Origin of the sequence: Paracoccus sp. (in: a-proteobacteria) (assembly GCF_039808215.1) — a bacterium.
Classification (GTDB): domain Bacteria; phylum Pseudomonadota; class Alphaproteobacteria; order Rhodobacterales; family Rhodobacteraceae; genus Paracoccus.
Window position 1 is genome coordinate 1 of sequence record NZ_JBDHSP010000017.1, and the last position, 23,090, is coordinate 23,090.

The 23,090-nt window shown below is 69.2% G+C and carries 25 protein-coding genes and 2 pseudogenes; 11 read left to right on the top strand and 16 right to left on the bottom strand.

The window, feature by feature from the left end; all coding sequences use genetic code 11:
• Window positions 1-63 precede the first annotated feature (63 nt).
• Entirely contained in the window at window positions 64-399 is a 336-nt protein-coding gene (locus WMK75_RS08015; protein WP_347267153.1) for a transposase, read from the bottom strand.
• Here WMK75_RS08015 and WMK75_RS08020 point away from each other — a divergent pair.
• Window positions 322-936, top strand: a pseudogene (locus tag WMK75_RS08020) (IS3 family transposase); the annotation flags it as partial. The gene WMK75_RS08015 and the pseudogene WMK75_RS08020 overlap by 78 nt on opposite strands.
• A gap of 204 nt (window positions 937-1,140) precedes the next feature.
• On the opposite strand, the gene tnpB reads toward WMK75_RS08020, so the two are convergent.
• Together tnpB and WMK75_RS08030 are read right to left on the bottom strand one after the other, a co-directional pair.
• Window positions 1,141-1,488: an IS66 family insertion sequence element accessory protein TnpB gene (gene tnpB / locus WMK75_RS08025; protein ID WP_347267154.1), complete on the bottom strand. Its 348-nt coding sequence runs from the start codon at window positions 1,486-1,488 to the stop codon at window positions 1,141-1,143.
• Window positions 1,485-1,880: a transposase gene (locus WMK75_RS08030; protein ID WP_347267155.1), complete on the bottom strand. Its 396-nt coding sequence runs from the start codon at window positions 1,878-1,880 to the stop codon at window positions 1,485-1,487. Before WMK75_RS08030 ends, tnpB begins: the two co-directional genes overlap by 4 nt.
• Window positions 1,881-1,924: 44 nt before the next feature.
• Between WMK75_RS08030 and WMK75_RS08035 the strand changes: the two are divergent.
• Window positions 1,925-2,077, top strand: a pseudogene (locus tag WMK75_RS08035) (integrase core domain-containing protein); the annotation flags it as partial.
• Window positions 2,078-2,134: 57 nt separating this feature from the next.
• Here the strand turns inward: WMK75_RS08035 and WMK75_RS08040 are convergent.
• Genes WMK75_RS08040 through WMK75_RS08060 form a run of 5 tightly spaced genes read right to left on the bottom strand, consistent with a single transcriptional unit; the run spans window position 2,135 to window position 6,229 of the window.
• A complete protein-coding gene (locus WMK75_RS08040; RefSeq protein ID WP_347267156.1) occupies window positions 2,135-2,896 on the bottom strand; it encodes an ABC transporter permease in 762 nt (253 codons plus the stop codon).
• Complete coding sequence (locus WMK75_RS08045; RefSeq protein ID WP_347267157.1) at window positions 2,893-3,825, bottom strand: ABC transporter ATP-binding protein; 933 nt, start codon at window positions 3,823-3,825, stop codon at window positions 2,893-2,895. Before WMK75_RS08045 ends, WMK75_RS08040 begins: the two co-directional genes overlap by 4 nt.
• A 45-nt stretch (window positions 3,826-3,870) precedes the next feature.
• Complete coding sequence (locus WMK75_RS08050) at window positions 3,871-4,629, bottom strand: lysophospholipid acyltransferase family protein (RefSeq protein ID WP_347267158.1); 759 nt, start codon at window positions 4,627-4,629, stop codon at window positions 3,871-3,873.
• On the bottom strand, window positions 4,629-5,558 hold the full coding sequence (locus WMK75_RS08055) for a cell division protein FtsX (protein WP_347267159.1): 930 nt from the start codon (window positions 5,556-5,558) through the stop codon (window positions 4,629-4,631). The genes WMK75_RS08050 and WMK75_RS08055 overlap by 1 nt, the downstream gene beginning before the upstream one ends.
• A complete protein-coding gene (locus WMK75_RS08060) occupies window positions 5,555-6,229 on the bottom strand; it encodes an ATP-binding cassette domain-containing protein (protein WP_347267160.1) in 675 nt (224 codons plus the stop codon). Before WMK75_RS08060 ends, WMK75_RS08055 begins: the two co-directional genes overlap by 4 nt.
• A gap of 123 nt (window positions 6,230-6,352) precedes the next feature.
• On the opposite strand from WMK75_RS08060, the gene WMK75_RS08065 reads away from it, so the two are divergent.
• Entirely contained in the window at window positions 6,353-7,147 is a 795-nt protein-coding gene (locus WMK75_RS08065; protein WP_347267161.1) for a zinc-ribbon domain-containing protein, read from the top strand.
• Here the strand turns inward: WMK75_RS08065 and WMK75_RS08070 are convergent, their stop codons facing one another.
• The 5 genes from WMK75_RS08070 to argH form a co-directional block, all read right to left on the bottom strand.
• Window positions 7,148-9,661, bottom strand: a complete 2,514-nt coding sequence (locus WMK75_RS08070; protein WP_347267162.1) for a DUF4175 family protein — start codon at window positions 9,659-9,661, stop codon at window positions 7,148-7,150.
• Window positions 9,662-9,751: 90 nt separating this feature from the next.
• The gene (gene lysA / locus WMK75_RS08075) at window positions 9,752-11,017 is read right to left on the bottom strand and encodes a diaminopimelate decarboxylase (RefSeq protein WP_347267163.1); all 1,266 of its coding nucleotides are present in this window, start codon (window positions 11,015-11,017) and stop codon (window positions 9,752-9,754) included.
• Window positions 11,017-11,292, bottom strand: coding sequence for a DUF2834 domain-containing protein (locus tag WMK75_RS08080; RefSeq protein ID WP_347267164.1), 276 nt, complete (start codon window positions 11,290-11,292; stop codon window positions 11,017-11,019). Before WMK75_RS08080 ends, lysA begins: the two co-directional genes overlap by 1 nt.
• Window positions 11,273-11,428, bottom strand: a complete 156-nt coding sequence (locus WMK75_RS08085) for a hypothetical protein (protein ID WP_347267165.1) — start codon at window positions 11,426-11,428, stop codon at window positions 11,273-11,275. Before WMK75_RS08085 ends, WMK75_RS08080 begins: the two co-directional genes overlap by 20 nt.
• On the bottom strand, window positions 11,425-12,825 hold the full coding sequence (gene argH, locus WMK75_RS08090; protein ID WP_347267166.1) for an argininosuccinate lyase: 1,401 nt from the start codon (window positions 12,823-12,825) through the stop codon (window positions 11,425-11,427). The genes WMK75_RS08085 and argH overlap by 4 nt, the downstream gene beginning before the upstream one ends.
• Before the next feature lie 23 nt (window positions 12,826-12,848).
• Between argH and WMK75_RS08095 the strand changes: the two genes are divergently transcribed.
• The gene (locus WMK75_RS08095) at window positions 12,849-13,394 is read left to right on the top strand and encodes a TlpA disulfide reductase family protein (protein ID WP_347267167.1); all 546 of its coding nucleotides are present in this window, start codon (window positions 12,849-12,851) and stop codon (window positions 13,392-13,394) included.
• Here WMK75_RS08095 and WMK75_RS08100 read toward each other — a convergent pair.
• The gene (locus WMK75_RS08100) at window positions 13,369-13,953 is read right to left on the bottom strand and encodes a DNA-3-methyladenine glycosylase I (RefSeq protein ID WP_347267168.1); all 585 of its coding nucleotides are present in this window, start codon (window positions 13,951-13,953) and stop codon (window positions 13,369-13,371) included. The genes WMK75_RS08095 and WMK75_RS08100 overlap by 26 nt on opposite strands.
• A gap of 91 nt (window positions 13,954-14,044) precedes the next feature.
• On the opposite strand from WMK75_RS08100, the gene WMK75_RS08105 reads away from it, so the two are divergent.
• The 3 genes from WMK75_RS08105 to phbB all read left to right on the top strand — a co-directional run bounded on the left by WMK75_RS08105 (window position 14,045) and on the right by phbB (window position 17,000).
• Window positions 14,045-14,872 carry an EAL domain-containing protein gene (locus tag WMK75_RS08105; RefSeq protein ID WP_347267169.1) on the top strand — a complete coding sequence of 276 codons (828 nt, stop codon included), beginning with the start codon at window positions 14,045-14,047 and terminating at the stop codon, window positions 14,870-14,872.
• Window positions 14,873-15,016: 144 nt separating this feature from the next.
• The gene (locus tag WMK75_RS08110; RefSeq protein WP_347267170.1) at window positions 15,017-16,192 is read left to right on the top strand and encodes an acetyl-CoA C-acetyltransferase; all 1,176 of its coding nucleotides are present in this window, start codon (window positions 15,017-15,019) and stop codon (window positions 16,190-16,192) included.
• An 82-nt stretch (window positions 16,193-16,274) separates the two neighbouring features.
• The gene (gene phbB / locus WMK75_RS08115) at window positions 16,275-17,000 is read left to right on the top strand and encodes an acetoacetyl-CoA reductase (protein ID WP_347267171.1); all 726 of its coding nucleotides are present in this window, start codon (window positions 16,275-16,277) and stop codon (window positions 16,998-17,000) included.
• 846 nt (window positions 17,001-17,846) lie between these two features.
• Here phbB and WMK75_RS08120 read toward each other — a convergent pair.
• A complete protein-coding gene (locus tag WMK75_RS08120; RefSeq protein WP_347267172.1) occupies window positions 17,847-18,230 on the bottom strand; it encodes a hypothetical protein in 384 nt (127 codons plus the stop codon).
• A gap of 243 nt (window positions 18,231-18,473) precedes the next feature.
• On the opposite strand from WMK75_RS08120, the gene WMK75_RS08125 reads away from it, so the two are divergent.
• The 4 genes from WMK75_RS08125 to WMK75_RS08140 all read left to right on the top strand — a co-directional run bounded on the left by WMK75_RS08125 (window position 18,474) and on the right by WMK75_RS08140 (window position 22,758).
• On the top strand, window positions 18,474-18,923 hold the full coding sequence (locus WMK75_RS08125) for a PepSY domain-containing protein (RefSeq protein ID WP_347267173.1): 450 nt from the start codon (window positions 18,474-18,476) through the stop codon (window positions 18,921-18,923).
• 124 nt (window positions 18,924-19,047) lie between these two features.
• On the top strand, window positions 19,048-19,518 hold the full coding sequence (locus WMK75_RS08130; protein ID WP_347267199.1) for a DUF2271 domain-containing protein: 471 nt from the start codon (window positions 19,048-19,050) through the stop codon (window positions 19,516-19,518).
• A gap of 11 nt (window positions 19,519-19,529) precedes the next feature.
• Window positions 19,530-21,737 carry a PepSY domain-containing protein gene (locus tag WMK75_RS08135; protein WP_347267174.1) on the top strand — a complete coding sequence of 736 codons (2,208 nt, stop codon included), beginning with the start codon at window positions 19,530-19,532 and terminating at the stop codon, window positions 21,735-21,737.
• Complete coding sequence (locus WMK75_RS08140; protein WP_347267175.1) at window positions 21,718-22,758, top strand: FAD:protein FMN transferase; 1,041 nt, start codon at window positions 21,718-21,720, stop codon at window positions 22,756-22,758. The genes WMK75_RS08135 and WMK75_RS08140 overlap by 20 nt, the downstream gene beginning before the upstream one ends.
• On the opposite strand, the gene WMK75_RS08145 is transcribed toward WMK75_RS08140, so the two are convergent.
• Window positions 22,665-23,048, bottom strand: coding sequence for a putative zinc-binding protein (locus tag WMK75_RS08145; protein ID WP_347267176.1), 384 nt, complete (start codon window positions 23,046-23,048; stop codon window positions 22,665-22,667). The two genes, WMK75_RS08140 and WMK75_RS08145, sit on opposite strands and share 94 nt — an antisense overlap.
• Window positions 23,049-23,090 lie beyond the last annotated feature (42 nt).

A 23,090-nucleotide genomic window follows, 5' to 3' on the forward strand; every position in this document is an offset into this window, starting at 1 on the left:
AGGTTCTGGCAGGCTTCGACACCCGCCACGATACGCCGCCTTCTCAGGCCCCATCACCCATTTTCAGCCATAGCCCACCAGTTCCGGCTCGAAGCTGCTGTCGCGGTCGCGCGGCACCGCCACCGGCAGTTCGCCGTCCTGGCCCTTCAGCACCTTCGTCGTGGAGCCGTTCCGCCGGTTCGTCTGTCCCGGGGGCGCGTCCTTGCCCTCTTCATAGCCCAGATGCGCCGTCAGCTCGGCCCCGAGCATCCGTTCCATCAGCCGGATCTTCAGCTCTTTCATCAGCACGAAATCGCCGAAAAAATCCTCGGGGCGCTCAACGCCCTTCAGAAGCGCGTCCAGTATTTCCTTGGAGATCGTCATGCATGCTTCCTTTCGGTGAAGCATGGACCGGATCATCGATACACAGAAGATCGGACACTCTCGCTGTGGGTCGTCGACTTCACCTACGTCCATACCTGGGCGGGGTTCGCCTACGTCGCTTTCGTCATCGACGCCTTTGCCCGCAGGATCGTCGGCTGGAAGGTCAGCACCACGGCCACCGCGGGCGTCGTCCTCGATGCTCTGGAGCAGGCAATCCATGCGCGCCGGCCCGGCCCGGAGGACAATCTGATCCACCCCAGCGACAGGGGCAGCCAATACCTTGCCATGAACTACACCCTGCGTCTGGCCGAGGCCAATCTCGTCCCGTCCGTCGGCAGCGTCGGCGACAGCTACGACAACGCCTTGGCCGAAACCATAAACGGCCTCTACAAGGCCGAGATCATCTGGCGGCGGCGGTCCTGGCCGAATGCTTCGGCGGTCGAAATGGCGACCCTGTGCTGGGTAGACTGGTTCAACAACCACCGCCTCTTCGGCCCCATCGGCCACATCCCGCCGGCCGAAGCCAAGGCGAACTACTATGCAGCCAGCGAGACCCACGATATGGTCGCATGACCCGAATGAAACCACCTCCGGGAAACCCGGGACGCTTCAGATCGACAGCGCATAACCCCCGTGCCGGGTGGTGCGGCCAGAAGCCGCGCGGTGAAGCTGCGCAGCTCCTCGGGGTCTTCCGGCAAGGTCAGGGTCTGATCCAGCATGCAAGAAGTTTATCCCACTGTATTCCCTGTTGGAATCAGTGATTGAAGGGCGAATAGATTATCCCGCTGCCAAGGGCCGCCATGTCCGCTCCGGCGCCCGCCAGTCGATCCCTTCCAGCAGCATCGACAACTGCGCGGGCGTCAGTGCCACCTTCCCCTGCTTCGCCGAGGGCCAGACGAACCGGCCCTTCTCCAGCCGCTTCAGGAACAAGCAGGCCCCTTGCCAGTCCCACCAGATCACCTTCACCAGATCGCCGCGACGGCCCCGGAACACGAACAGATGCCCGGCGAACGGGTCCTGCTTCAGCACGGCCTCGGCTTGCGCCGCCAAAGCCGCAAAGCCCTTGCGCATGTCGGTGACGCCCGCCGCCAGCCAGACCCGCGTGCTGGCCGGAACCGGGATCACGCCGTCAGACCCCGGATCAGCCGTGCCAATGCCTCGGGATCATAGCTGCCACTGATCCGCATCCGGGCCCCGCCGGTCAACTCGATCTCGATGTGATTGTCGGCGACAGGTGCGGCCAAGGGCTTCGTCGCCTCCGCGACGATCTCCACCGGGAGAAAGCGCGGCTCCTCCCCAGGCGACACCATCGCGGCAGGGTCCGGCGCATAACGGGGATCGCGCAGCCACTTGAAGGTCAGGTTTGCGTTCACCGCGTAGCGCCGCGCCACCCGGGCAACCGAAACACCCGGTGCAGCCGTCTGGAAACAGATCGACCGCTTCTCATCATCCGTCCAGAGCCGCTTCGTCCGACGCGCCACGCCATCACCATAGTGTCCACCATCGATAGTGGACACTATCCGGCACTCTCACGCCGCGGCAGGGCGGTCAGGCCGCACGGTTACGGCACGAATGACTGGACCAATACATCATCGAAACCATCGAGGAGGCCCAGGACTTCGCCACGCAATGGCTCTGGACTTACAACAACGACCGCCCGAACATGGGCAACGGCGGTATCACACCCGCCCAGAAACTGAAGATGGCCGCGTGAATTCTACGGATGCACCCCGCAGAAAATGGGGGGATTACCCCTGCGCCCGCGGAACCCTCACTCCCGCAGCCGCCAGCCGGTCAGAAAGATCCGGCGGATGACCGCCATGCAGACCAGGATCATCAGCACGACCGCGAACAGCGACAACCCCACCGGCACGTCGGCAAGGTCGAAGAACGCCCAGCGAAACCCCGAGATCAGGTAGAGCACCGGGTTGAGCTTGGCCACCGCCTCCCAGAAGGGCGGCAGCATCGACGAGGAATAGAAGGCGCCGCCCAGAAACACCAGGGGCGTGATCACCATCATCGGCACGATCTGCAACTGCTCGAAGTTCTTCGCCCAAAGCCCGATGATGAACCCCAGAAGCGAGAAGGCCAGCGCGGTCAGCAGCAGGAAGGCCAGCATCCAGAACGGATGCGCGATATGGGCGCCGTTGAACCAGAAGCTGGTCAGCAGGATGATCAGCGCGATCAGCACCGCCTTGGCGGCGGCGGCGCCGACAAAGCCCAGCGCCACCTCGATCCAGCCGGTCGGCGCCACCAGATATTCATAGATCGTCCCCGAGAACTTGGGGAAATAGATGCCGAAACTGGCATTGCTGACCGATTGCTGCAGCACGGTCAGCATCATCAGTCCCGGCACGATGAAGGCGCCATAGCCCACGCCCTCGACCGACTGGATGCGCCCGCCGATCGCCGCGCCGAAGACCACGAAATACAGCACCGTGGACAGCACCGGCGAGGCGACGGATTGCCAGATGGTGCGAAAGAACCGCGCCATTTCATGGCCAAAGATGGTGCGGACCGAACGCCAGTTCATCGCCCTTCCTCCTCGGCCAGCAGCGACATGAAAATGTCCTCGAGGCTGCTTTGCCTGGTGGCGACATCGCGCACGCCGATGCCCTGTTCGGCGATCTCGGCCAGCAGCCGGGCGATGCCAGTGCGCTCGGCCCTGGTGTCATAGTCGAAACCCAGGTTCAGCCCGTCCGGCGACAGCGTCAGCCCGCGCCCCGACAGCGATGCCGGCAGCATGGGCAGCGGCGCCTGCAGCTGGATCGTCAGGTGCTTCTTGCCGAACTCGCCCATCAGCTCGGCCTTGGGCTTGACCAGCCGCAGCCGGCCGCGGTTGATGACGCCGATGCGGTCGGCCATGTCCTCGGCCTCCTCGAGGTAATGCGTGGTCAGGATGATGGTCACGCCCTGGGCCTGCAGTTCGCGCACCACCTGCCACATCTCGCGGCGCAGCGTCACGTCGACGCCCGCCGTCGGCTCGTCCAGAAACAGCACCCTCGGCTGGTGCGACAGCGCCTTGGCGATCAGCACCCGCCGCTTCATGCCGCCCGACAGCTCGCGCGTGCGGGCGTGGCGCTTGTCCCACAGCGCCAGGCTGCGCAAAAGCCGTTCCAGATAGGCCTCGTCCGGGGGCGCGCCGTAAAGGCCGCGGGTAAAGCGCACGCAATCGATGACCTTCTCGAAGGGCTCGAGCGCGATCTCCTGCGGCACGAGCCCGATCAGCTTGCGCGCGGCGCGCCAGTCGCGGCCGATGTCATGCCCGCCGACGCGCACCGTGCCGCCCGTCGGCACCACCAGCCCGCAGACGATGGAGATCAGCGTGGTCTTGCCGGCGCCGTTCGGGCCCAGCAGCGCCAGGATCTCGCCCTCGGCGATCTGCAGCGACACGTCGCTGAGCGCCACCGTGCCGCTGTCGTAGCGTTTCGAGACCTGGTCGATGTCGATGATCGGGCACATGGCCTTTCCCCTGTTCCTGCGGCGGCGCCATGGCCCGCCCGCGCCTCAGCGCTGAAAGCCCGCCTCGTCCAGCAGCCGGTCGCTGGCGCCCTCGATGCGCTCGGCCAGGGTCTCCATGACCTCGGAGGCGCGCGGTCCGGGCAGCATCGGCGGCAGGAATTCGATGATCGCGGTGCCGCGGCGGATCGGATAGCCGCGCTTGGGCCAGAACAGCCCGCAATTCACCGCCACCGGCACGATGGGCAGGCCGGTCAGGCGCTGGATCGAGCCGACGCCATGCTTGTAGGGCACGGTCTGTCCGGGCCGGGTGCGCGTGCCCTCGGGGTAGAAGATCAGCTGGCCCAGCCCTTCGGGTCGGGCGTGGGCGGCGGCGACCTCGGCGGCGATCTGCTTCATCGCGTCCTTGCCGCGGGCGCGGTCGATCGGGATCGAGCCGACCTGACGCGCGAACCAGCCCATGATCGGCACGCGCATCACCTCGCGCTTCATCACGAAGGCGCGGCCCGGGCAGGCCTGGGCCAGCGCCAGAATGTCCAGAAAGCTTTGATGCTTGGCGGCGATCAGGCAGTCGCCGGCGGGCGGCGTGCCCCGAACCTCGACGCTGACGCCCAGGATCAGGCGTGCCGCGCCCATCATCTGCCGCAGCCAGACCGTTGCCACGCGCTGCGCCGCCTTGCGCCCGCGCAGCGCCTGCGGCAGGCCCCAAAGCCCCAGCACCACCGTCGCCAGCGCGATGTAAAGATAGTAGATCGCCACCCGCAGCCAATCCAGGGCCGACGTCGGACGCGGATGATAGCGGTCCATCACCGCACCCCGCGCAGCATCTTCAGCGCTGCCGAGCGCGTGGCGGCAAAGCCGATGCCCGCCGCGATCGGCGGGATCATGAGCGGCGCCAGCCAGCCCCAGCCCTGAAACCCGAGCCCGGTCAGAAAGCCGCCCGCCGGATCGGCCGAGGGCAGCAGCCAGACCGCCAGCATCCCCAGCACCGTGCCGGCGCCGGCGCCCAGCGCGGCACGGCGGGTAAAGCGGCGCACGAAGGCGGTGGCGATGGTGATGTCGCGCGCGCCGATCAGGCGCAGCACCCGGATCACCTGCCCGTTCGCCGCCAGCGCCGCACGCGCCGCCAGGGTGATCATCGCCGCCGATGTGGCGCCGATCAGCAGCAGCGACACCAGCCCCATCAGCCGCAGCCGGCGCGCGGCCGAGACCAGCGGCTGGCGCCAGCCGGTGTGATCGTCCAACACCGCCTCGGGCACCTCGCCCTCAAGGCGCAGGCGCAGCGCCGCGGAATCGAAGCCCTCGGGGGCGCGCGCCACCTCGATCAGCTGCGGCACCGGCAGCGCCTCGACCGGCACATCGGGGCCGAACCAGGGCTCGAGCAGCTTTTCCACCTCGGCATCCGAAAGCGGCCGCGCCTCGGCGACGCCCGGGGTGGTCCGCAGCACCTCGAGGACGCGGGCACTGGCCTCGTCGATGCGCTCGGCCGGGGCCGAGACGCGCACCGTCACCGTCTGCGCCAGTTCCTGCGACCAGCGGTCGGCCAGCCGCCCGGTCGCCAGCGCCAGCGCCAGCGCAAAGACGGCCAGAAACGCCATGGCCCCGGCGGAAAACAGCGTCAACTGCGCGGTATGGCCGGTCGGCGGCACCACGCGGTCGGTGCCCGCCGGATCGGGCCGGGTCAGCCCGCGCCACAGCGCCGCAAGGTCGAGCGATTTCAGATCGGGTTTCTTCACAGGTCCATCCCCGCAAGTTGCAGCCGGCCGCCGGCGATGCGCAGCACCCGCGCCTGCACCTGCTGCTTGGCGGCGCGGATCAGGTTCATGTCATGCGTGGCGATCAGCACCGCCTTGCCGGAATGGTTCAGCTCGATCAGCAGCTGCAAAAGCCGCATCGACATCTCCCAGTCCAGATTGCCCGTCGGCTCGTCGGCAAGGATCAGGTCGGGGGCCATGATCACTGCGCGCGCCAGCGCCGCGCGCTGCCGCTCGCCCCCCGACAGCGCCGGCGGCATGGCGCGGGCCTGGCCGGCCAACTGCACCCAGGCCAGCAGGTCGCCCAGCGCCGCCATGTCCACCTGTTCGCCGGCGACGACCTGCGGCAGGGCGATGTTCTCGGCCACCGGCAGATGGTCGAGGAAGGGCGCGTCCTGCAGCACCACGCCGACCCGCCGGCGCAGCGCCGCGATGCCGTCGCGGTCCAGCGTGCTGACATCCTGGCCAAAGGCGGTCATGCGCCCGCTGCTGGGCAGCAGATCGGCATAGCACAGCCGCAGCAGCGTGGTCTTGCCCGCCCCCGAAGGCCCGGTCAGGAAATGGAACGAGCCCGGCTGCAGCGTCAGCGACAACTCGGCCAGGAGCGGCTCGGCGCCGCCATAGCCGAAGGACAGGTTCTGCATCTCGATCACGTCGCGCCCCCTTCCGCGCGGGTTGCTTGGCGCGCGGTTCAACGCTTGATAGAACACTCGCGCGCCGAATGCGAGATACCCGCATCGCGGTTCCCATGCAGAAACGACCAAGAAAGACCAGCCATGCGCCTGACCTGCCCCAGCTGCCGCGCCCAGTATCAGATCGCGGATTCGGCCATCCCGGCCAGCGGGCGCGAGGTCGAATGCTCGGCCTGCGGCCATGTCTGGCACGAGCCGGCGCCCGCAGCCGCCGATGCCGGGCCCGAGGCTGCCTTCGACGCGGGGGCGCGGCCGCGCCTGCACCGGCCGCTGGACGATTCGATTCTTTCGATCCTGCGCGAGGAGACGGCGCGCGAATTGCGCGCCCGCGAGGCACCGGACACCGAGCCCGCCGACGCAGGCCCGGCTCTGGACAGCACCCTGGCCAGCGTCGCCCCCGCCACGCCAAATGAACCCGATGAGCCCGGGGCCGCAGGGACGCCAGCCACACCCGGATCGCCCGAGGCGCAGCCCGCTGAGCCCGCACCCGCATCGCTGCCCGACGCCGCCCTGCTGGCCGCCACCCTGGCCCCCTCCGCACCCGCCGCCGAGGACCTGGCCGAGAACGTGGCCAAAGACGCCCCCGGTGCCGAGCCGCATCTGCTTTTGCGCCCCGACCCGGGCGAGCAGACAAAACCCGCAGCCCCTCCCCCCGCCCCGGCGCTGCAGGTCGCCGCCCCCGCCCCCGCACCGCCGCCCCGGCGCCGCGGCTATGCCTCGGGCCTCGGGCTTGCACTGCTGCTGGCGCTGGGGCTGCTGGCCGCCTATGCGCTGGCCCCGCGCCCCGCCCCGGGCAAGGAGGGCGGGGCGCTCGACGACATGCGCCGTCAGGTGGACCGCGGCCGGCTTTGGCTGCACGACCGCATCCTGGGCGAGTGATCAGAAGCGGTCGAGCAGCCGCCCCAGATAGTCGCGCTCGTCCTGCGGCCGCGCGCGCTCGCCGCTGCGGCGGCGAATCTCGTCCTGCAGGTCGCGGGCCTTGCGCGCCGGATCGGGCCCTTCGGCCAGGGGATCGCCGCTGGTGATCGCCGAGCCGTCGCCCGAAAGCGCCCGGCCCAGCGGGTCGGTCTGCGGCCCGCGATCACGGGCCTGCGCCAGGCCGCGCCGGCCGCCGGGGCTGTTCGACGGACCCTCGCCCTCGCCCTGCTCGCCGGCCTGCGGCGAGCGGCCCTGCTGCCCCGGCGCGCGGTTCTCGGCCGTCATGTCGCCCAGCGCGCGCATGCCCTCGCGCAGGGACTGGATCGCCTGCGCCTGCCGCTCCATCGCGCCCGATGGATCGCCCTCGCGCAGCGCCTGCTCGGCCCCCTCCATGGCGCGGCCGGCCTCGTCAAGCTGGCGGCGCGCCTCCTCGCCCTCGGCGGTGCCGCGGCCCGGCAAGAGCCCGCGCTGACGCCCCAGGTCCTCGCGCAGCGCGCGCTGGCGCTCGGCCAGGCTGTCACCACCCTGCCGGTCGCCGTCCGCCTGGCCAGGCGGGGTCTCGGGTTGCCACTGGCCGTATTGGTCCTGCATCTGGCGCATGGCCTCGTCGGCCAGCTTCTGCTGCTCGCGCAGCGTTTCGGCCAGGCGGTTCATCGGCCGCTGGCCGCTGCCCTCGCCGCCCTCGGATCGCGTCACCTGCAGGTTCTGCATCATGCGGTTGAACTGCTCCAGCAGTTCCTGCGCCTCGGCCATGCGGCCCTCGTTCATCAGGCGCTGGATCTCGTCCATCATCTGCCGGATCTGGTCGCCGGTGATCTGCTGGCGGTCCTGCGGCGAGCGGTCGAACCGCTCGGCCGGATCCTGCTGGCGCTGCGCCAGCATGTCGGTATAGGCGTCGGTCGCCGCGCGCAGCTCGTCCATCAGGCGCCGGATCTCGTCGGGACTGGCGCCATTGCGGATCGCCTCCGAAAGCCGCTCCTGCGCCTGCTGCATGCGCGCCAGCGCGTCGGCAAGGCCGCCATCCTCAAGCGCCACGGCCGCGTCCCACAGCGCCTGCGCCAGCTTGTTGCGGGCCGGGTCGTCCAGATCGCCGGCCTCAAGCCGCGCGATCACGCCCTGCAAGCCGCCGGCCAGTTCGCCGTCCATGAAGCCCTCGGGCTGCCAGCGGACGGCGCGCAGCACCTCCGCGCTCGGGGCGGCATTCGCCCGCGACCACAGCAGGTCACGGCGCAGCTCGATCAGCGCCGCCGCCAGAGGGTCGAAGAAGCGCCGCCCCGGCAGCACCATGTGCAAAGGCGTGGCCCTGCCCTGCTGGCCGATGCCGTCCTCGACCCGCAGCGCCACCGTAACCGGCAGATTGGCCCAGGGGTGGCGCGACAGATCCGCCGTCAGCCGCCCGCGCAGGTCCTTGCGGCTGCCCGAGCCCGGCAACGGCAGTTCCAGCAGCAGCGGCTCGCGCAGTTCCGGTTCGACCGTCAGGCCAAAGCGGCGATCCACCGCCGCAAGGTCCAGCACGATCTCGGCCTCGCCAGAGGCGATGCCATTGTCGTCGCGGGCGGTGAATTCCTGCACCAGGCGCCCGTCGGCACGCCGCTGCGGTGCCACGCCCGGCGCCACCTCCGGCGCGGCATCGGCCAACACGGCGATGTCATAGCGCCGGTCTGCGATCTCGACGACACCGCTGCGCTCGGCGGCGATCTCGGGGGCGCGGGCATCGGCATCATCGCGCGCGGCGCCGATGTCCTGAACCAGCGCCAGCCCCTCGCCATAAAGACGAAAGCTCAGCCGCGTGCCCTCGGGCAGTTCCAGCACCTCGCCCTCGGGCAGGCCGTTCAGATAGATCGTCGGGCGTCGGGTATAGGCGGGCGGCTCGGCCCATCCCTCCCATGAGGGCGTGCCCGGACCGCCGGTCGCCGCCGGCAGCACCGGCCGAAAACCCGCACCCAGGGCGGCAATTCCGGCGCCAAAGCGCCCGGCCGGAGCAAAGACCAGCGCCATGGCCAAGGCCACCAACCCGACCAGCCGCAGCGCCAGCGGATCGCGCCAGCGCAGCCCCGCATCCGGCGCCACCGGCCGCGCCGCAAGGGCCTGGGCGCGCATGCGCCGCAGATGCGCCCGCCACAGCCCGTCGGCCCCGGCATCCCCCGCCCCCAGCGCCATGCGGTCGCGCAGTGCCGTCAGCGGCCGCCCCGGCAGGGTCGCATCCACCCGCGACCGCGCTGCCCGCTCCTGCGGAAGGCGAAACCGCCGCATGCCGCGCAGCGCGGCAAGCCCCGCCACCAGCAGCACCAGCACGGCACCCCAGAACGGCGCATGCGGGGGCAGGACCTCGGCCAGGCCAAAGGCCAGCGCCACTGCAGCCAGCGCCAGAACCACTGCCGCCGGCCAGAAGGCGCGGGCGATCTCCTCCCACCACATGCCGGCGCGGGTCAGCCCGACCGCCCGCCTGACGCGAAAAGGCTCAGGCGGGACCATGGTGACGCCCCCGTATTCTTCGTTCGCAAAATACTCCACGGGGGTCCGGGGGTGTGAAACCCCCGGCTGCGACATCGCGGGGATGCAGGGTCAAAGCCATGCAGGAATGGTATCGCGTCCCAGCATTTCCTCAAGCGTCGGTCGCGCGCGAATGACGGCGAATTGATCGCCCGAGACCAGCACCTCCGGCACCAGCGGCCGTGAATTATATTCCGAGGCCATCACCGCCCCGTAAGCCCCGGCCGAGCGCAGCGCCACCAGATCCCCCGGCGCCAAGGCCGGCAGCTCCACCGCCTTCTCGAAGGTGTCGCCGGTCTCGCAGACCGGGCCGACGACATCGAAGGGCGCGACGGCCGCACCGGGCGCGGGCTCGACCACCGGCACGATGTCGTGATGGGCCGCATACATCGCCGGGCGGATCAGGTCGTTCATGGCGGCATCAAGGATCAGGAAGTCCCGGCCCTCACCCTCTTTCAGATAGATCACGCTGGACAGCAGGATCCCGGCATTGCCGGCGATATTGCGCCCCGGCTCGATCTCGATCTCGCAGCCGAGACTCGCCACCGCGTCGCGGATCACCTGCCCGTATTCGATCGGCAGGGGCGGCGCGTTGTTGTCGCGGCGATAGGGAATGCCCAGCCCGCCGCCCATGTCCAGCCGCCGGATGTCATGCCCGCCGGCCCGCAGCGCCCGGGTCAGATCGGCCATCTTGGCATAGGCTTGGCGGTAGGGCTCCAGATCGGTCAACTGGCTGCCGATATGCATGTCGATGCCGACGACCTCGATCCCCGGCAGCGCCGCCGCGCGGGCATAGACCTCGCGCGCCTTGGCAATCGGGATACCGAACTTGTTCTCGGACTTCCCGGTCGCGATCTTCTCATGGGTCTTGGCGTCCACATCCGGGTTCACCCGCACCGCGATCGGGGCCATGACGCCCATCGAGGACGCCACCCGCGACAGCAATTCCAGCTCCGGTTCGGATTCCACGTTGAACTGGCGGATGCCGCCTTCCAGCACCATGCGCATCTCGGCTTCAAGCTTGCCGACGCCGGAAAACACGATCCGCTCGCCCGGCACACCCGCCGCCCGCGCCCGCGCATATTCCCCGCCCGACACGATATCCATGCCCGCGCCCAGATCACCCAAGAGCTTCAGCACCGCCAGGTTCGAGTTCGCCTTGACCGCGAAACAGACCAGATGATCCGTCCAGGCCAACGCCTGCTGGAACAGCTTGAAATGCCGGGTCAGAGTGGCGGCGGAGTAGACATAGACCGGGGTTCCGACCTCGGCCGCGATGCGGGCCAAGGGCACGTCCTCGGCGTGAAGCACCCCGTCCACATAATTGAAATGATCCATCAGATGATCCTGCGAGAGCGGATGAACAGATAAAGCGGCAGCGCCGCGCCGATGCCCAGCGCCAGCGCCGGCAAGGTCAGCAGCGCCAGCCAGTTGCGCCGCACCGTGGTCTCGACCAGGCACCACAGCGCCAGCGTGATTTGCGCGACGATCTCGCCCCCGCGCAGCCCGTGCCAAAGTACCTCGCCGCGCCACAGCGCGATGACGGCCCCCAGCACGGCCAAGGCCAGCCAGAGCAGCCGCAAGGGCGTCAGGTCAGAGCCTTGAGACGACACCGACCCGCGCCTCGCCGCTGACATGGATGCCGGGCTGGGCGGCAGGCTCGGGCCGCGTCGGCGGGCCATCGACGCCGCAGGCGGCCAGCGCCGCCAGCATCAGGGCGAGGGCCGCCAGCAAGAACGGATGTCTCATGCCAGCTTCTCCTTCCAGCGCGCGATCTGGGCGCGCACCTGCGCGGGCGCGGTGCCGCCATAGCTCATGCGCGAGGCGACCGAGTTATGCACGCCCAGCACGCCGAAGATGTCCTCGGTGATCGCGGAGTTCACCGATTGCATCTGCGCCAGCGTCAGTTCCGGCAGATCGACGCCCGATTTCTCGGCCATGGCGACCAGCGCGCCGGTGACGTGATGGGCCTCGCGGAAGGGCAGCCCGGCCTCGCGCACCAGCCAGTCGGCAAGGTCGGTGGCGGTGGAAAAGCCCGCCCCCGCCGCAGCCTCCAGCCGGTCGCGGTTGGCGGTCAGGTCCGAGAGCATCCCGCTCATCGCGGCCAAGGCCAGCATCAGATTGTCGGCGGCGTCAAAGACCTGCTCCTTGTCCTCCTGCATGTCCTTGGAATAGGCGAGCGGCAGCCCCTTCATCACCACGAACAGCGCCACGGCCGCGCCGAGGATGCGCCCGATCTTGGCGCGGATCAGCTCCGCCGCATCGGGGTTCTTCTTCTGCGGCATGATCGAGGAGCCGGTCGAGAATCGGTCCGACATGGTGACGAAACGGAACTGGGCCGAGGACCAGATCACCAGTTCTTCGGCCAGACGCGACAGGTGCACGGCGCAGATCGCGGCGCTCGACAGGAATTCCAGCGCGAAATCGCGGTCGCTGACCGCGTCCAGGCTGTTGGCCATCGGCCGCTCGAACCCCAGCGCCGATGCCGTCGCCTCGCGGTCGATCGGAAAGCCCGTCCCCGCCAGCGCCGCCGCGCCGAGAGGTGATTCGTTCATCCGCCTGCGCGCATCCTGAAAGCGCGAGAGGTCACGGCCGAACATCTCGACATAGGCCATCATGTGATGGCCCCAGGTGACTGGCTGTGCGGTTTGCAGATGCGTGAACCCCGGCATCACCCAATCGGCGCCCTTTTCCGCCTGCGACAGGGCCGCGCGGATCAGCACGTCCAGCCCCTGAATGGCGGCGTCGCATTGGTCGCGCACCCAAAGCCGGAAATCCGTCGCCACCTGATCGTTGCGGCTCCGCGCCGTGTGCAACCGGCCCGCCGGCTCGCCGATGACCTCTTTCAGGCGCGATTCCACATTCATGTGGATGTCCTCGAGCGCGGTCGAGAAAGGGAAATCGCCCGCCTCGATCTCTGACAAGACCGTGAGCAGCCCTTCCCCGATCGCCTCGGCATCGCTACTGCTGATGATGCCTTGTGCAGCGAGCATCGCCGCATGGGCGCGGCTGCCCCGGATGTCCTGGGCATAGAGCCGCCGGTCGAACCCGATCGAGGCATTGATCGCCTCCATGATCGCATCCGGCCCGGCGGCGAAACGTCCGCCCCACATCTGGTTGGCGGTGCGGCTGGGCTGCTCGGTCATGGCTGGTCCTTCGGGGGGAATGAATGCTGCGTTCGCTGGTTGTTTATACGGCACTGCTGATCGGTGCAAATGGTGCGCTTGCCGGGGAAATCGACTGGCAGGCGGCGCATGACGGAGGTCTGGCGAAACTGCTGCAATCCGAAGCGGCCCCGGTCCCCGAGACGACTTTCACCGATCCTGCGGGCGGCACGCATTCTCTGGCCGATTACCGGGGCAAGGTGGTGCTGTTGAACTTCTGGGCGACCTGGTGCGCCCCCTGCCGCGAGGAGATGCCCTCGCTGGATGCGCTGCAGGCCGAACTGGGGGGCGAGGATTTTCAGGTCGTGACCATCGCCGCCGGCCACAACCCGCCGCCGGCGATCGAGAAATTCCTCGCCGAGGCGCAGGTCAAGAACCTGCCGGTGCTGCTGGACCCCCGCCAGGCCTTGGCGCGCGAGATGGGGGTGATGGGCATGCCGGTGACGGTGCTGATCGACCGCGGCGGCAATGAGATCGCCCGGCTGATGGGCGGCGCCGACTGGGCCTCTGAGGCCTCCAAGACGCTTATCCGGCAGGCGACAGCGCCCTGATCCTGGCATGACAGTGACAGGTCACCAGGTGATCGTTGACCAGCCCGCAGGCCTGCATGAAGGCATAGGTGATGACCGGGCCGCAGAACTTGAAGCCGCGCTGCTTCAGGGCCTTGGCCATGGCCCGCGATTGCGGTGACTGGGCCGGGACATCGGCCAGAGAGATGCGGCAGTTCTGGATCGGCGCGCCATCCACAAAGGACCAGATGAAGGGGGCAAAGCCCTCGGTGGCCTCGATGTCGAGGTAAGCGCGGGCGCCGGTGACGGCGGCCTCGATCTTGCCGCGGTGGCGGATGATGCCGGGATTTTGCAAGGCGGCGCCGATCTCGGTCTCGCCCCAGCGGGCGACGCGTTCGGGATCGAAGCCCTCGAAGACCTCGCGGAAGGCGTCGCGCTTGCGCAGGATGGTGATCCAGCTCAGCCCGGCCTGGAACCCGTCCAGCACCAGCTTTTCCCACAGCGCGCGCGGGTCATGTTCGGGCACGCCCCATTCCTCGTCGTGATAGGCCATGTAAAGCGGGTCGGTGCCGCACCAGCCGCAGCGTTGGTCCTGGGTCATCTGCCGTTAACCTTGTCTGGAGAAACCATCGGGGATTTACGCGATCTTAGGAGATGATGGCCAGAGTTTCGCCGATGACAGGAGTCTTGGCATGACCGATCACTACGATTCGCCCGATGAAACCGGATCCCCGCTGGATTTCGCCGTCGAGCAGCAGGCCCGCCTGACCATGGCCGCGGTGCGGCGCGCGGTCGCGCGCGGGGATGCGGTTCTGGCCTATCAGCCGGTGGTGCAGGCCGACCGGCCCGAACATGTGGCCTTCCACGAGGGGCTGATCCGCATCATCGACGAGACCGGCCGCATCGTGCCCCTGCGCGATTTCATGCCGCTTGCCGAAACCACGGAACTGGGGCGGCAGATCGACTGCCTGTCGCTGTCGCTGGGGTTGAAGACTTTGGCCGAGGAACCCTCGCTGCGGCTTTCGGTGAACATGTCGGCGCGCTCGATCGGCTATCCGGCCTGGCTGCGCACCCTGCGCGAGGGCATCGGCCAGGGCGAAAGCATCGGCGAGCGGCTGATCCTCGAGATCACTGAAAGCTCGGCCATGGGCATGCCGGAACTGGTCGAGCAATTCATGCAGGAATTGCAGGGACATGGCGTGAGTTTCGCGCTGGACGACTTTGGCGCCGGCTATACATCCTTCCGCTATCTGCGCGATTTCTGCTTTGACATGATCAAGATCGACGGGCAGTTCATCCGCGAGATCGGCGCCCATCGCGACAACCAGGTGCTGACCCGGGCGTTGCAGTCCATCGCCCATCACTTCGACATGTTCACCGTCGCCGAGGCGGTCGAGACCGCTGATGAGGCGGCGTTCCTCATCGACATGGGCATCGACTGCCTGCAGGGCTATTATTTCGGCGCGCCGACCATCGTGCCGCCATGGAAATCCCCGCATTCGGCCGCCAGCCGCCACTGACGCCGCGCCGCCCCGGGACCGGTCCGGGCGCCGCCATGACCGGCGGCGCACGGTCGCCACATCGTGACGCCGCTTGACGTGACGGCACGAAACGGCGAGTTAACGCGGATAGTCGCGTTTCCGGCCTCAATGAAGGAGCCTGCAATGACCAAAGCCGTGATCGTTTCCGCTGCCCGCACCCCTGTCGGCAGTTTTCTGGGCTCTTATGCTAACCTGCCCGCGCATGAACTGGGCGCCATCGTCCTTCGGGCCATCGCCGAACGTGCCGGCATCGACCCGGCCGAAGTGTCCGAGACCATTCTCGGCCAGGTGCTGACTGCGGCCCAGGGCCAGAACCCCGCCCGCCAGGCGCACATCCATGCCGGCTATGCCCAGGGCGCCGCGGCCTGGGGCCTCAACCAGGTCTGCGGCTCGGGCCTGCGTGCTGTTGCGCTGGCAGCGCAGCAGGTGATCCTGGGCGACGCCTCGGTGGTCGCCGCCGGCGGTCAGGAATCGATGTCGCTGGCCGCGCATGCCGCCTATATCCGCGCCGGGCAGAAGATGGGCGACATGAAGATGCTCGATACCATGATCCGCGACGGCCTCTGGGACGCCTTCAACAACTATCACATGGGCACCACCGCCGAGAACGTGGCCGCGAAATGGGGCATCTCACGCGCCGAACAGGACGCCTTTGCCGTCGCCTCGCAGAACAAGGCCGAAGCCGCGCAAAAGGCCGGCCGCTTTGCCGATGAGATTGTGCCCGTCACCATCAAGGGCCGCAAGGGCGACACCGTGGTCGAGAATGACGAATACATCCGTCACGGCGCCACGCTTGAGGCCATGGAAAAGCTGCGCCCGGCCTTCAGCAAGGAAGGCACCGTCACCGCCGGCAATGCCTCGGGCCTGAATGACGGCGCCGCCGCCGTGCTGGTGATGACCGAGGCCGAAGCCGCCCGCCGCGGCCTGACGCCCCTGGCGCGCATCGCCTCCTATGCCACCGCCGGCGTCGATCCGCAGATCATGGGCTCGGGCCCGATCCCGGCCAGCCGCAAGGCGCTGGAAAAGGCCGGCTGGGCGGTCGGTGACCTGGATCTGGTCGAGGCCAACGAGGCCTTTGCCGCCCAGGCCATCGCCGTGAACCGCGACATGGGCTGGGACCCGGCCATCGTGAACGTGAACGGCGGCGCCATCGCCATCGGCCACCCGATCGGCGCCTCGGGCTGCCGCATCCTGAACACGCTGCTGTTCGAGATGAAGCGCCGCGACGCGAAGAAGGGCCTGGCGACGCTGTGCATCGGCGGCGGCATGGGCGTGGCCCTCTGCCTCGAGCGCGGCTGACCGGAGATGCGCGCGCAATGATCTTGCGCGCGCAACCCGGTATCGGTAACACTATTTCACGATCATCTCAAAGGGGAATGACATGGCTAAAGTGGCCCTTGTGACCGGCGGCTCGCGCGGTATCGGCGCGGCGATCTCGAAAGCACTGAAAGAGGCAGGTTACACCGTCGCCGCGAACTATGCCGGCAACGACGATGCAGCCCGCGCCTTCACCGCGGAAACCGGCATCAAGACCTACAAATGGTCGGTCGCGGATTATGATGCCTGCGCCGCGGGCATCAAGCAGGTCGAGGATGAACTCGGCCCGATTGCCGTGCTGGTCAACAACGCCGGCATCACCCGCGACGCCATGTTCCACAAGATGACGGCGCAGCAGTGGAAAGAGGTCATCGACACCAACCTGACCGGGCTGTTCAACATGACCCACCCGGCCTGGAACGGCATGCGCGACCGCAAATTCGGCCGCATCATCAACATCAGCTCGATCAACGGCCAGAAGGGCCAGGCCGGCCAGGCGAACTACTCGGCGGCCAAGGCGGGCGATCTGGGCTTTACCAAGGCCCTGGCGCAGGAAGGCGCCCGCGCCGGCATCACCGTGAACGCCATCTGCCCGGGCTATATCGGCACCGAGATGGTCCGCGCCATCGACGAGAAGGTGCTGAACGAGCGCATCATCCCGCTGATTCCCGTCGGGCGCCTGGGCGAGCCCGAGGAAATCGCGCGCTGCGTCGTCTTCCTCGCCTCGGATGAGGCCGGCTTCATCACCGGATCGACGATCAGCGCCAACGGCGGCCAGTTCTTCGTCTGACGCCCGCAATCCGACCTGGACCAGCGCCCGGCATGTCCGCATGCCGGGTGCATTCTTTTGCGTCCGGCACCAGTCGTGCTGACCGCAAGAAACCGATGTCCCGCCTCTCTGCGATCGGGCTGCCTGCCGATCGATTCCTTATTGTCCGGCACACGCATCCTGTGCCCGCCGTTCGAGGCGGGTAACCCCGGAAAGCAGACCTGACTCCCGATGGATCGGGCGGTCAGGAAATGCCTGTCCCGGACCTGTGGCCTGTGGCTTTCCCTGCCGGGAAAAGCGGTGTCCAGGCACCGCTCCGATGTGCCAGCCCACAGGCCATTTCCAAGTGTTGCCCATTGTTCGATGGTGCAGCCACCGGCGTCTTCATCTCGGCGACGATTTCCAGCATCGGCAAGCGCCCCTTCTGACGGCATCGGAACCCGCGTCGAGCCCGGTGCAGGGTGCGGATTGCGCAGCCATTCGAGGATGAGGCCCGCCTTCGGTCCCGCACCTGAACCGCGTCTGCCTGATTCTCGCATGACAGCGGGCACAGTTCCGGCATTGCAGGCAGCCAGGGTCTGCCGCCCACTGTGCCGGTGATCGCTGCCCCGGGGGAAGAGCCCATCCGCCCCTGCCGGGTTGCGTCAAAGACGATCCGGAACTCCGCGCCGCCGCTCTCCGGGCCAGCGGCCTTCGTGGCCTCACTCGCCGCCCGGTGCGAAACTGCCATCCTGTCGTGCTGGCCGAAAGCCGCCCCCCTTCTCCGGTTCCGGCGGTTTTCCTGCCGCGTGGCGGTCCAGCCCCCACCCTCATGGCCCGGGTGCAGTATCAGCACGGTGCCAGGCCTCCGCCTCGTCCGCCGGAGACTCAACCTCTCCCGGCATCAGCCTTCCGCGGCCCTGCCTGCAGCGGAATCAGCATCCGGACCGATGCCCAGACCCGCGATGATCGCCCGCGCCTGGGGATCGGCAAAGGACGCGCAGCCGCCCCGGCTGCGGATTGGCCGCCCGCATTCAGCCACAGGCCGGACAGCATGGCGTCAACGATCTCGACACGGGCATTGCCGGATCCGACATCGACACCCGGATGGGCCGCATCCTCCGACATGGCCGCCCTGCCCTGCAGTTCGACGCTGTCGGGCGGGATCACCATGTCGCGGGTCACCACGCCCTGCGGCCGCGACCGCATGACGATCATCGCCGCCACCCCCTTGGTCGGCATCAGGGCGCCATTGGCCTGCGCCTTCATCATCTTGGCTCTGCCCCAGCCGTCAGGCGGCGCCGTGACCACCGGGCCGGGCGTGACTGCGACCTTGCGACCGCCACGCCCAGCTCGGGGCTGGACAGGTTCGCGGCGGCAAGACCGCACATGGTGCGCCCGGCCCTTCGCAGCAAACCCGTTCCTGACGGCAAGCTGACGCGGTTCATCCGCCGCCGTCAGTCAGGCCTCAGGCTGAGGGGCCAGATTGGCGGTGATCGAAGAAGGAGAGAATCGATGAACCGCAAGCTGATGACCCTGGCGCTCCTGATGTCGCTGCCGGCGACGGCGACGCTGGCCGATGACGACTGCCGCGTGCCGATGCAGCAATGGCAGTCGCGCGAGGCGCTGCAGCAGATGGCGCAGTCCCGGGGCTGGCGCGTGGGCCGGATCAGGATCCACGATGGCTGCTACCAGATCCGCGGCACCGATGCGAACGGCCAGGACTTCAAGGCAAAGATCGACCCCGCGACGCTGGAGGTGGTGAAGCTGCGCCGCCGCGACGCCGATGACGACCATCGCGACGATCATGGCCGCGACCGCGGCAACAATGATGACAACGACGATCACGGCCTCCAGCGCCGCCGCCCGGCCGCCTACGGCGCAGACGCGGCCCCCGCGCCCGGCGCGCCGCCGGCCAACGGGTTGTTCAGCGGCAGCCAGCCGCCGGCGGTCACCGTGAAGTGACGCTGCCGCGCCGCCCGAACGGCGGCGCAACCCGAAAGCAATGAGCCGCAGAACCCGCGACGACGACGATGCATGAGATCGGGCATCCCGGTCACGATCCAGAGGACATACCGCCATGAAACCCGTGAAAACCCTTGTCGCCGCACTGGCGATGACCACCGCCCTGACCCTGCCCGGCATGGCCGCGGCGCGCCCGGTGACGCTGACCACCACCCTTGCCGATTACGGCGGCGAGGGCGCCTATCTGGCGATCTATGTCACCGATGCGCAGGGTGCCTATGCCGGCAGCCTGTGGATGGCCGGGGACAAGTCGAAATATTACGATTCGCTTGCGGGCTGGTATCGCGCCACCGGCGGCGACCCGGCGCAGATCGACGGCATCACCGGCGCCAGCCTCGGTTCGGGACGCACGCTGGAAATCACCCTCGATCTGCAGGATGCGCTGTTCGACGCCGGCTATGTGCTGCATGTCGATGCCGCGGTCGAGGAGATGCGCGCCAGCCCCGACGATGTCGCCGTGCGGCTGACCACGGCGGGCGCGGGCCGTCCGGTGGCCGGGCGCCGCTATGTCGCAAGCCTGGCCTACAGCATGTGAGTCCCGCCGCCATGATGCGCATCATCCACCGCTGGCCGGGGCTGCTGGCCCTGGTCCTTGTCTGCGTGCTGGCGCTCAGCGGCGCGGCGCTGTCGCTGTTTCCGGCGCTGGACGCGCTCTCGACGCCCGGGGCCGACGCCGGGCTCAGCCTGGCCGAGTTGGCCGCGCGCGTGCAGACCGAACATCCCGGGGTCGAGCAGATTCGCGCCTCGGCCTCGGGCAGGATCACCGCCTATTGGTTCGAGGGCGACGCGCCCGCCGCGGCAGTGATCGACCCGGCCACCGGCCAGGGCATCGCCCCGGCCGACCGCAGCCCCGTGGCGCGCTGGCTGTCGCGACTGCACCGCTCGCTGTTTCTGGGCGAGTCGGGGCGCATCGCCATGGCCGTCGGCGCCGCGGCGATGCTGGTGCTGTCGCTCTCGGGCGCGGTGCTGGTGACGCGGCGCATGGGCGGCTGGCGGCGCTGGCTCCAGCCCATGCGCGGCACGCTGGCCAGCCGCCTGCATGTCGAGATCGCGCGCCTGAGCGTGCCGGGGCTGGTGCTGTCCTCGGCGACCGCGCTGTGGATGGTGGCGTCGGGCCATGATCTGCTGCCCGATGCCGCGCAGGGCCCGGCTTTTCCCGTCGCGGTCAGCGGCCAGACCGGCTATCCCCTGGCCGGGATGGCGGTGCTGGCCGAGACCCCGGTGGCGGCGCTGCGCGAACTGTCCTTTCCCGCGCCGCAGGACGCAAGCGATGTCTTCACGCTGAAGACCGACCTGGGCAGCGGCTATCTGGACCAGGGAACCGGCCAGTTGCTGGCCTGGGTCGATGCCACGGCATGGGAGCGCGCCAGCCGCCTGGTCTTCGTGCTGCACACCGGCCGCGGCGCGGCGCTTCTGGGGCTGGTGCTGGGTCTGATGTCGCTGGGCGTGCCGGCGATGGCCGGGACGGGCGTCGTCATGTGGTGGGGCGCCCGCCGCGCCCGGCCGCGCATCCGCGGCAATGTCCCCGCCGCCCGCGCCGATACCGTGCTGCTGGTCGGCAGCGAGGGCGGCAGCACCTGGGGCTTTGCCGCCACGCTGCATGCGGCGCTGACCCGCGCCGGCCAGGCGGTGCATGTGGCGCCGATGTCGGGCTTTGACCCGGCCCGCCACACCCGCGCGGCGCAGGTCGTGCTGCTGGCCGCGACCTATGGCGACGGCGCTGCGCCCGCCTCGGCTCGGGGGTTTCTGGAGCGGCTGGCGGCGATGAAATCCCCGCCCGCGGCGCGCCTCGCGGTGCTGGGCTTTGGCGACCGCAGCTTTCCCGCCTATTGCCGCTTTGCCAGGCAGGTGGCGCGGCGCGCCGAGGCCGCCGGCTGGCGGCAGATGATCGCCTTCGACAGCGTGGACCGCCAGTCGCCGCAGGACTTTGCCCGCTGGGGCCGCGCGCTGGGCAAGGAAATGGGCCTCGCGCTTGACCTGGTGCACCAGCCGGTACTGCCGGCGGTGCAGGCGCTGCGCCTGCTGTCGCGCCGCGATTACGGAGCCGAGGTGGCGGCGCCCTCGGCCATCCTGCGCTTTGCCCTGCCGCGAGAGCCGCTGTGGCGACGCCTGTGCGGGCGCGGCTTCGGGCGCTTCCAGCCGGGCGACCTGCTGGGCATCCTGCCCGAGGGCGCGGCGATGCCGCGTTTCTATTCGCTGGCCTCGGGCCGACGCCACGGCTTTGTCGAGATCGTGGTCAAGCATCATCCCGGCGGGCTGTGCTCGGGCCAGCTGATCGCGCTGCGCCCGGGCCAGACGGTGCGGGCCTTCCTGCGCCGCAATCCGGGCTTTCACGCCGATCGCGGTCGGCAGCCGCTGATCCTGATCGGCGCCGGCTGCGGCGTCGGGCCGCTGGCGGGATTCGTGCGCGACAACCGGCAGCAGCGTCCGATTCACCTGTTCTTCGGCATGCGCCGCGGCGACAGCGACTTCCTCTATGACCGGGAACTGGCGACCTGGCAGGGCGAAAGCCGGTTGCGGCGACTGGTGACCGCCTGTTCGCGTGGCGAGCAGCCGCAATATGTCCAGGACGCGCTGCGCCGCGAGGCGGTCGAGGTTGCGGGCCTGATCCGCGGCGGCGCCCGCGTCATGGTCTGCGGTGGCCGCCAGATGGCGCAAGGCGTCTCGGAGGCGCTGGCCGAGATCCTGGCCCCCAGCGGGCTGACGCCCGCGCTGCTGAAAGCCGAGGGACGCTATGTCGAAGACCTGTTCTGATCCGCGCCGCCTGGCCCTGCACGGCGCCACCATGGGCACGCGCTGGTCGGCGCTGTGCCATGTCACGCCAGGGTTCGACCCGGCGCGGCTGCAGGCCGGGCTGCAGGCCGCGGTCGATGAGGTGGACCGGCAGATGTCCGTCTGGAAACCCGCAAGCGATCTGATGCGGCTGAACGCGGCGCCGGTCGGGGTCTGGCAGCCGGTGCCGGCACAGCTGATGGCGGTGCTGCGGCTGGGGCTGCGCATCGGTCGCGATTCGGGCGGGGCCTTCGACATCGGCATGGGCGACGCCACCGCCGCATGGGGCTTTGGCCCCCGACCCGTCCGGCCACAGGCCATCCGCGCGGCGTTGGCCCGGCCGCGCCGCCCCGCGCATGAGCTGCTGGAACTGGAGCCGCAGCACCAGCGGCTGCGCAAATTGGCGCCGGTGACCCTGGATCTGAACGGCATCGCCAAGGGCTATGGTGTCGACCGGCTGGCCGGGGTGCTGGCCGCGCATGGCATCGAGACCGGCCTGGTCGGCATCGACGGCGAAATGCGCGCCATGGGCCTGCGCCCCGACGGCCGGGCATGGGCCATCGCCGTCGAATCCCCCGAACGCCACCGCCGCGCCGCGCAGGCCATGCTGGAATTGCACGATGCCGCGGTGGCGACATCGGGCGATTACCGGCACTGGGTCGAAGTCTCGGGCCGGCGCCTCGCCCACAGCATGGACCCGCGCCGCGGCGCACCGCTGCCGGCCCCGCCGGCCTCGGTCACCGTCCTCGCCGCAAGCTGCGCCGAGGCCGATGCCTGGGCCACGGCGCTGACGGTGCTGGGGGAAACGGAGGGTGCGGCGCTGGCGGCCCGGCGCGGCCTCGCGGCGCTGTTCTTGCTGCGCGAGGGCGGCGGGCTGCGCGCCCGCGCCGTCGGCGCGCCTTTCGCTGGTCAGGCGACGGGTTCCTCGGCCCTGGCGGTCAGGGCGGCGGACATCGCGTCCAGCACCCGGTCGGCCTCGGCGGGATCGAAATCGGTCTTGTAGCGCTTGCGCACACCATGGTCCGAGAGCAGGTGATAGTCGCTGGCCACGACCCCGTGACGCGCCAGGCAGTTGCGCACACAGGCCAGCGCGCAGCCGTCGATGGCGATGATCGGGCGGCCCGATTGGGCGACGCGCACCAGTTTCGGCACGTCGCCGCCGACCCCGGCGATGCAGGACATCTCGGCCAGGCCGCGGCGGTCAAGCTTGACGGCAAGATAATTCGCCATCTGCGCTGCGCTTGAGCAGCCCGAGCAGGAATAGACCAGCGGCAGGTGAGCGCGCGAGGACATGGACTCCTCCCATATTTTTGGAATTCGCGGACCCTAACAGGA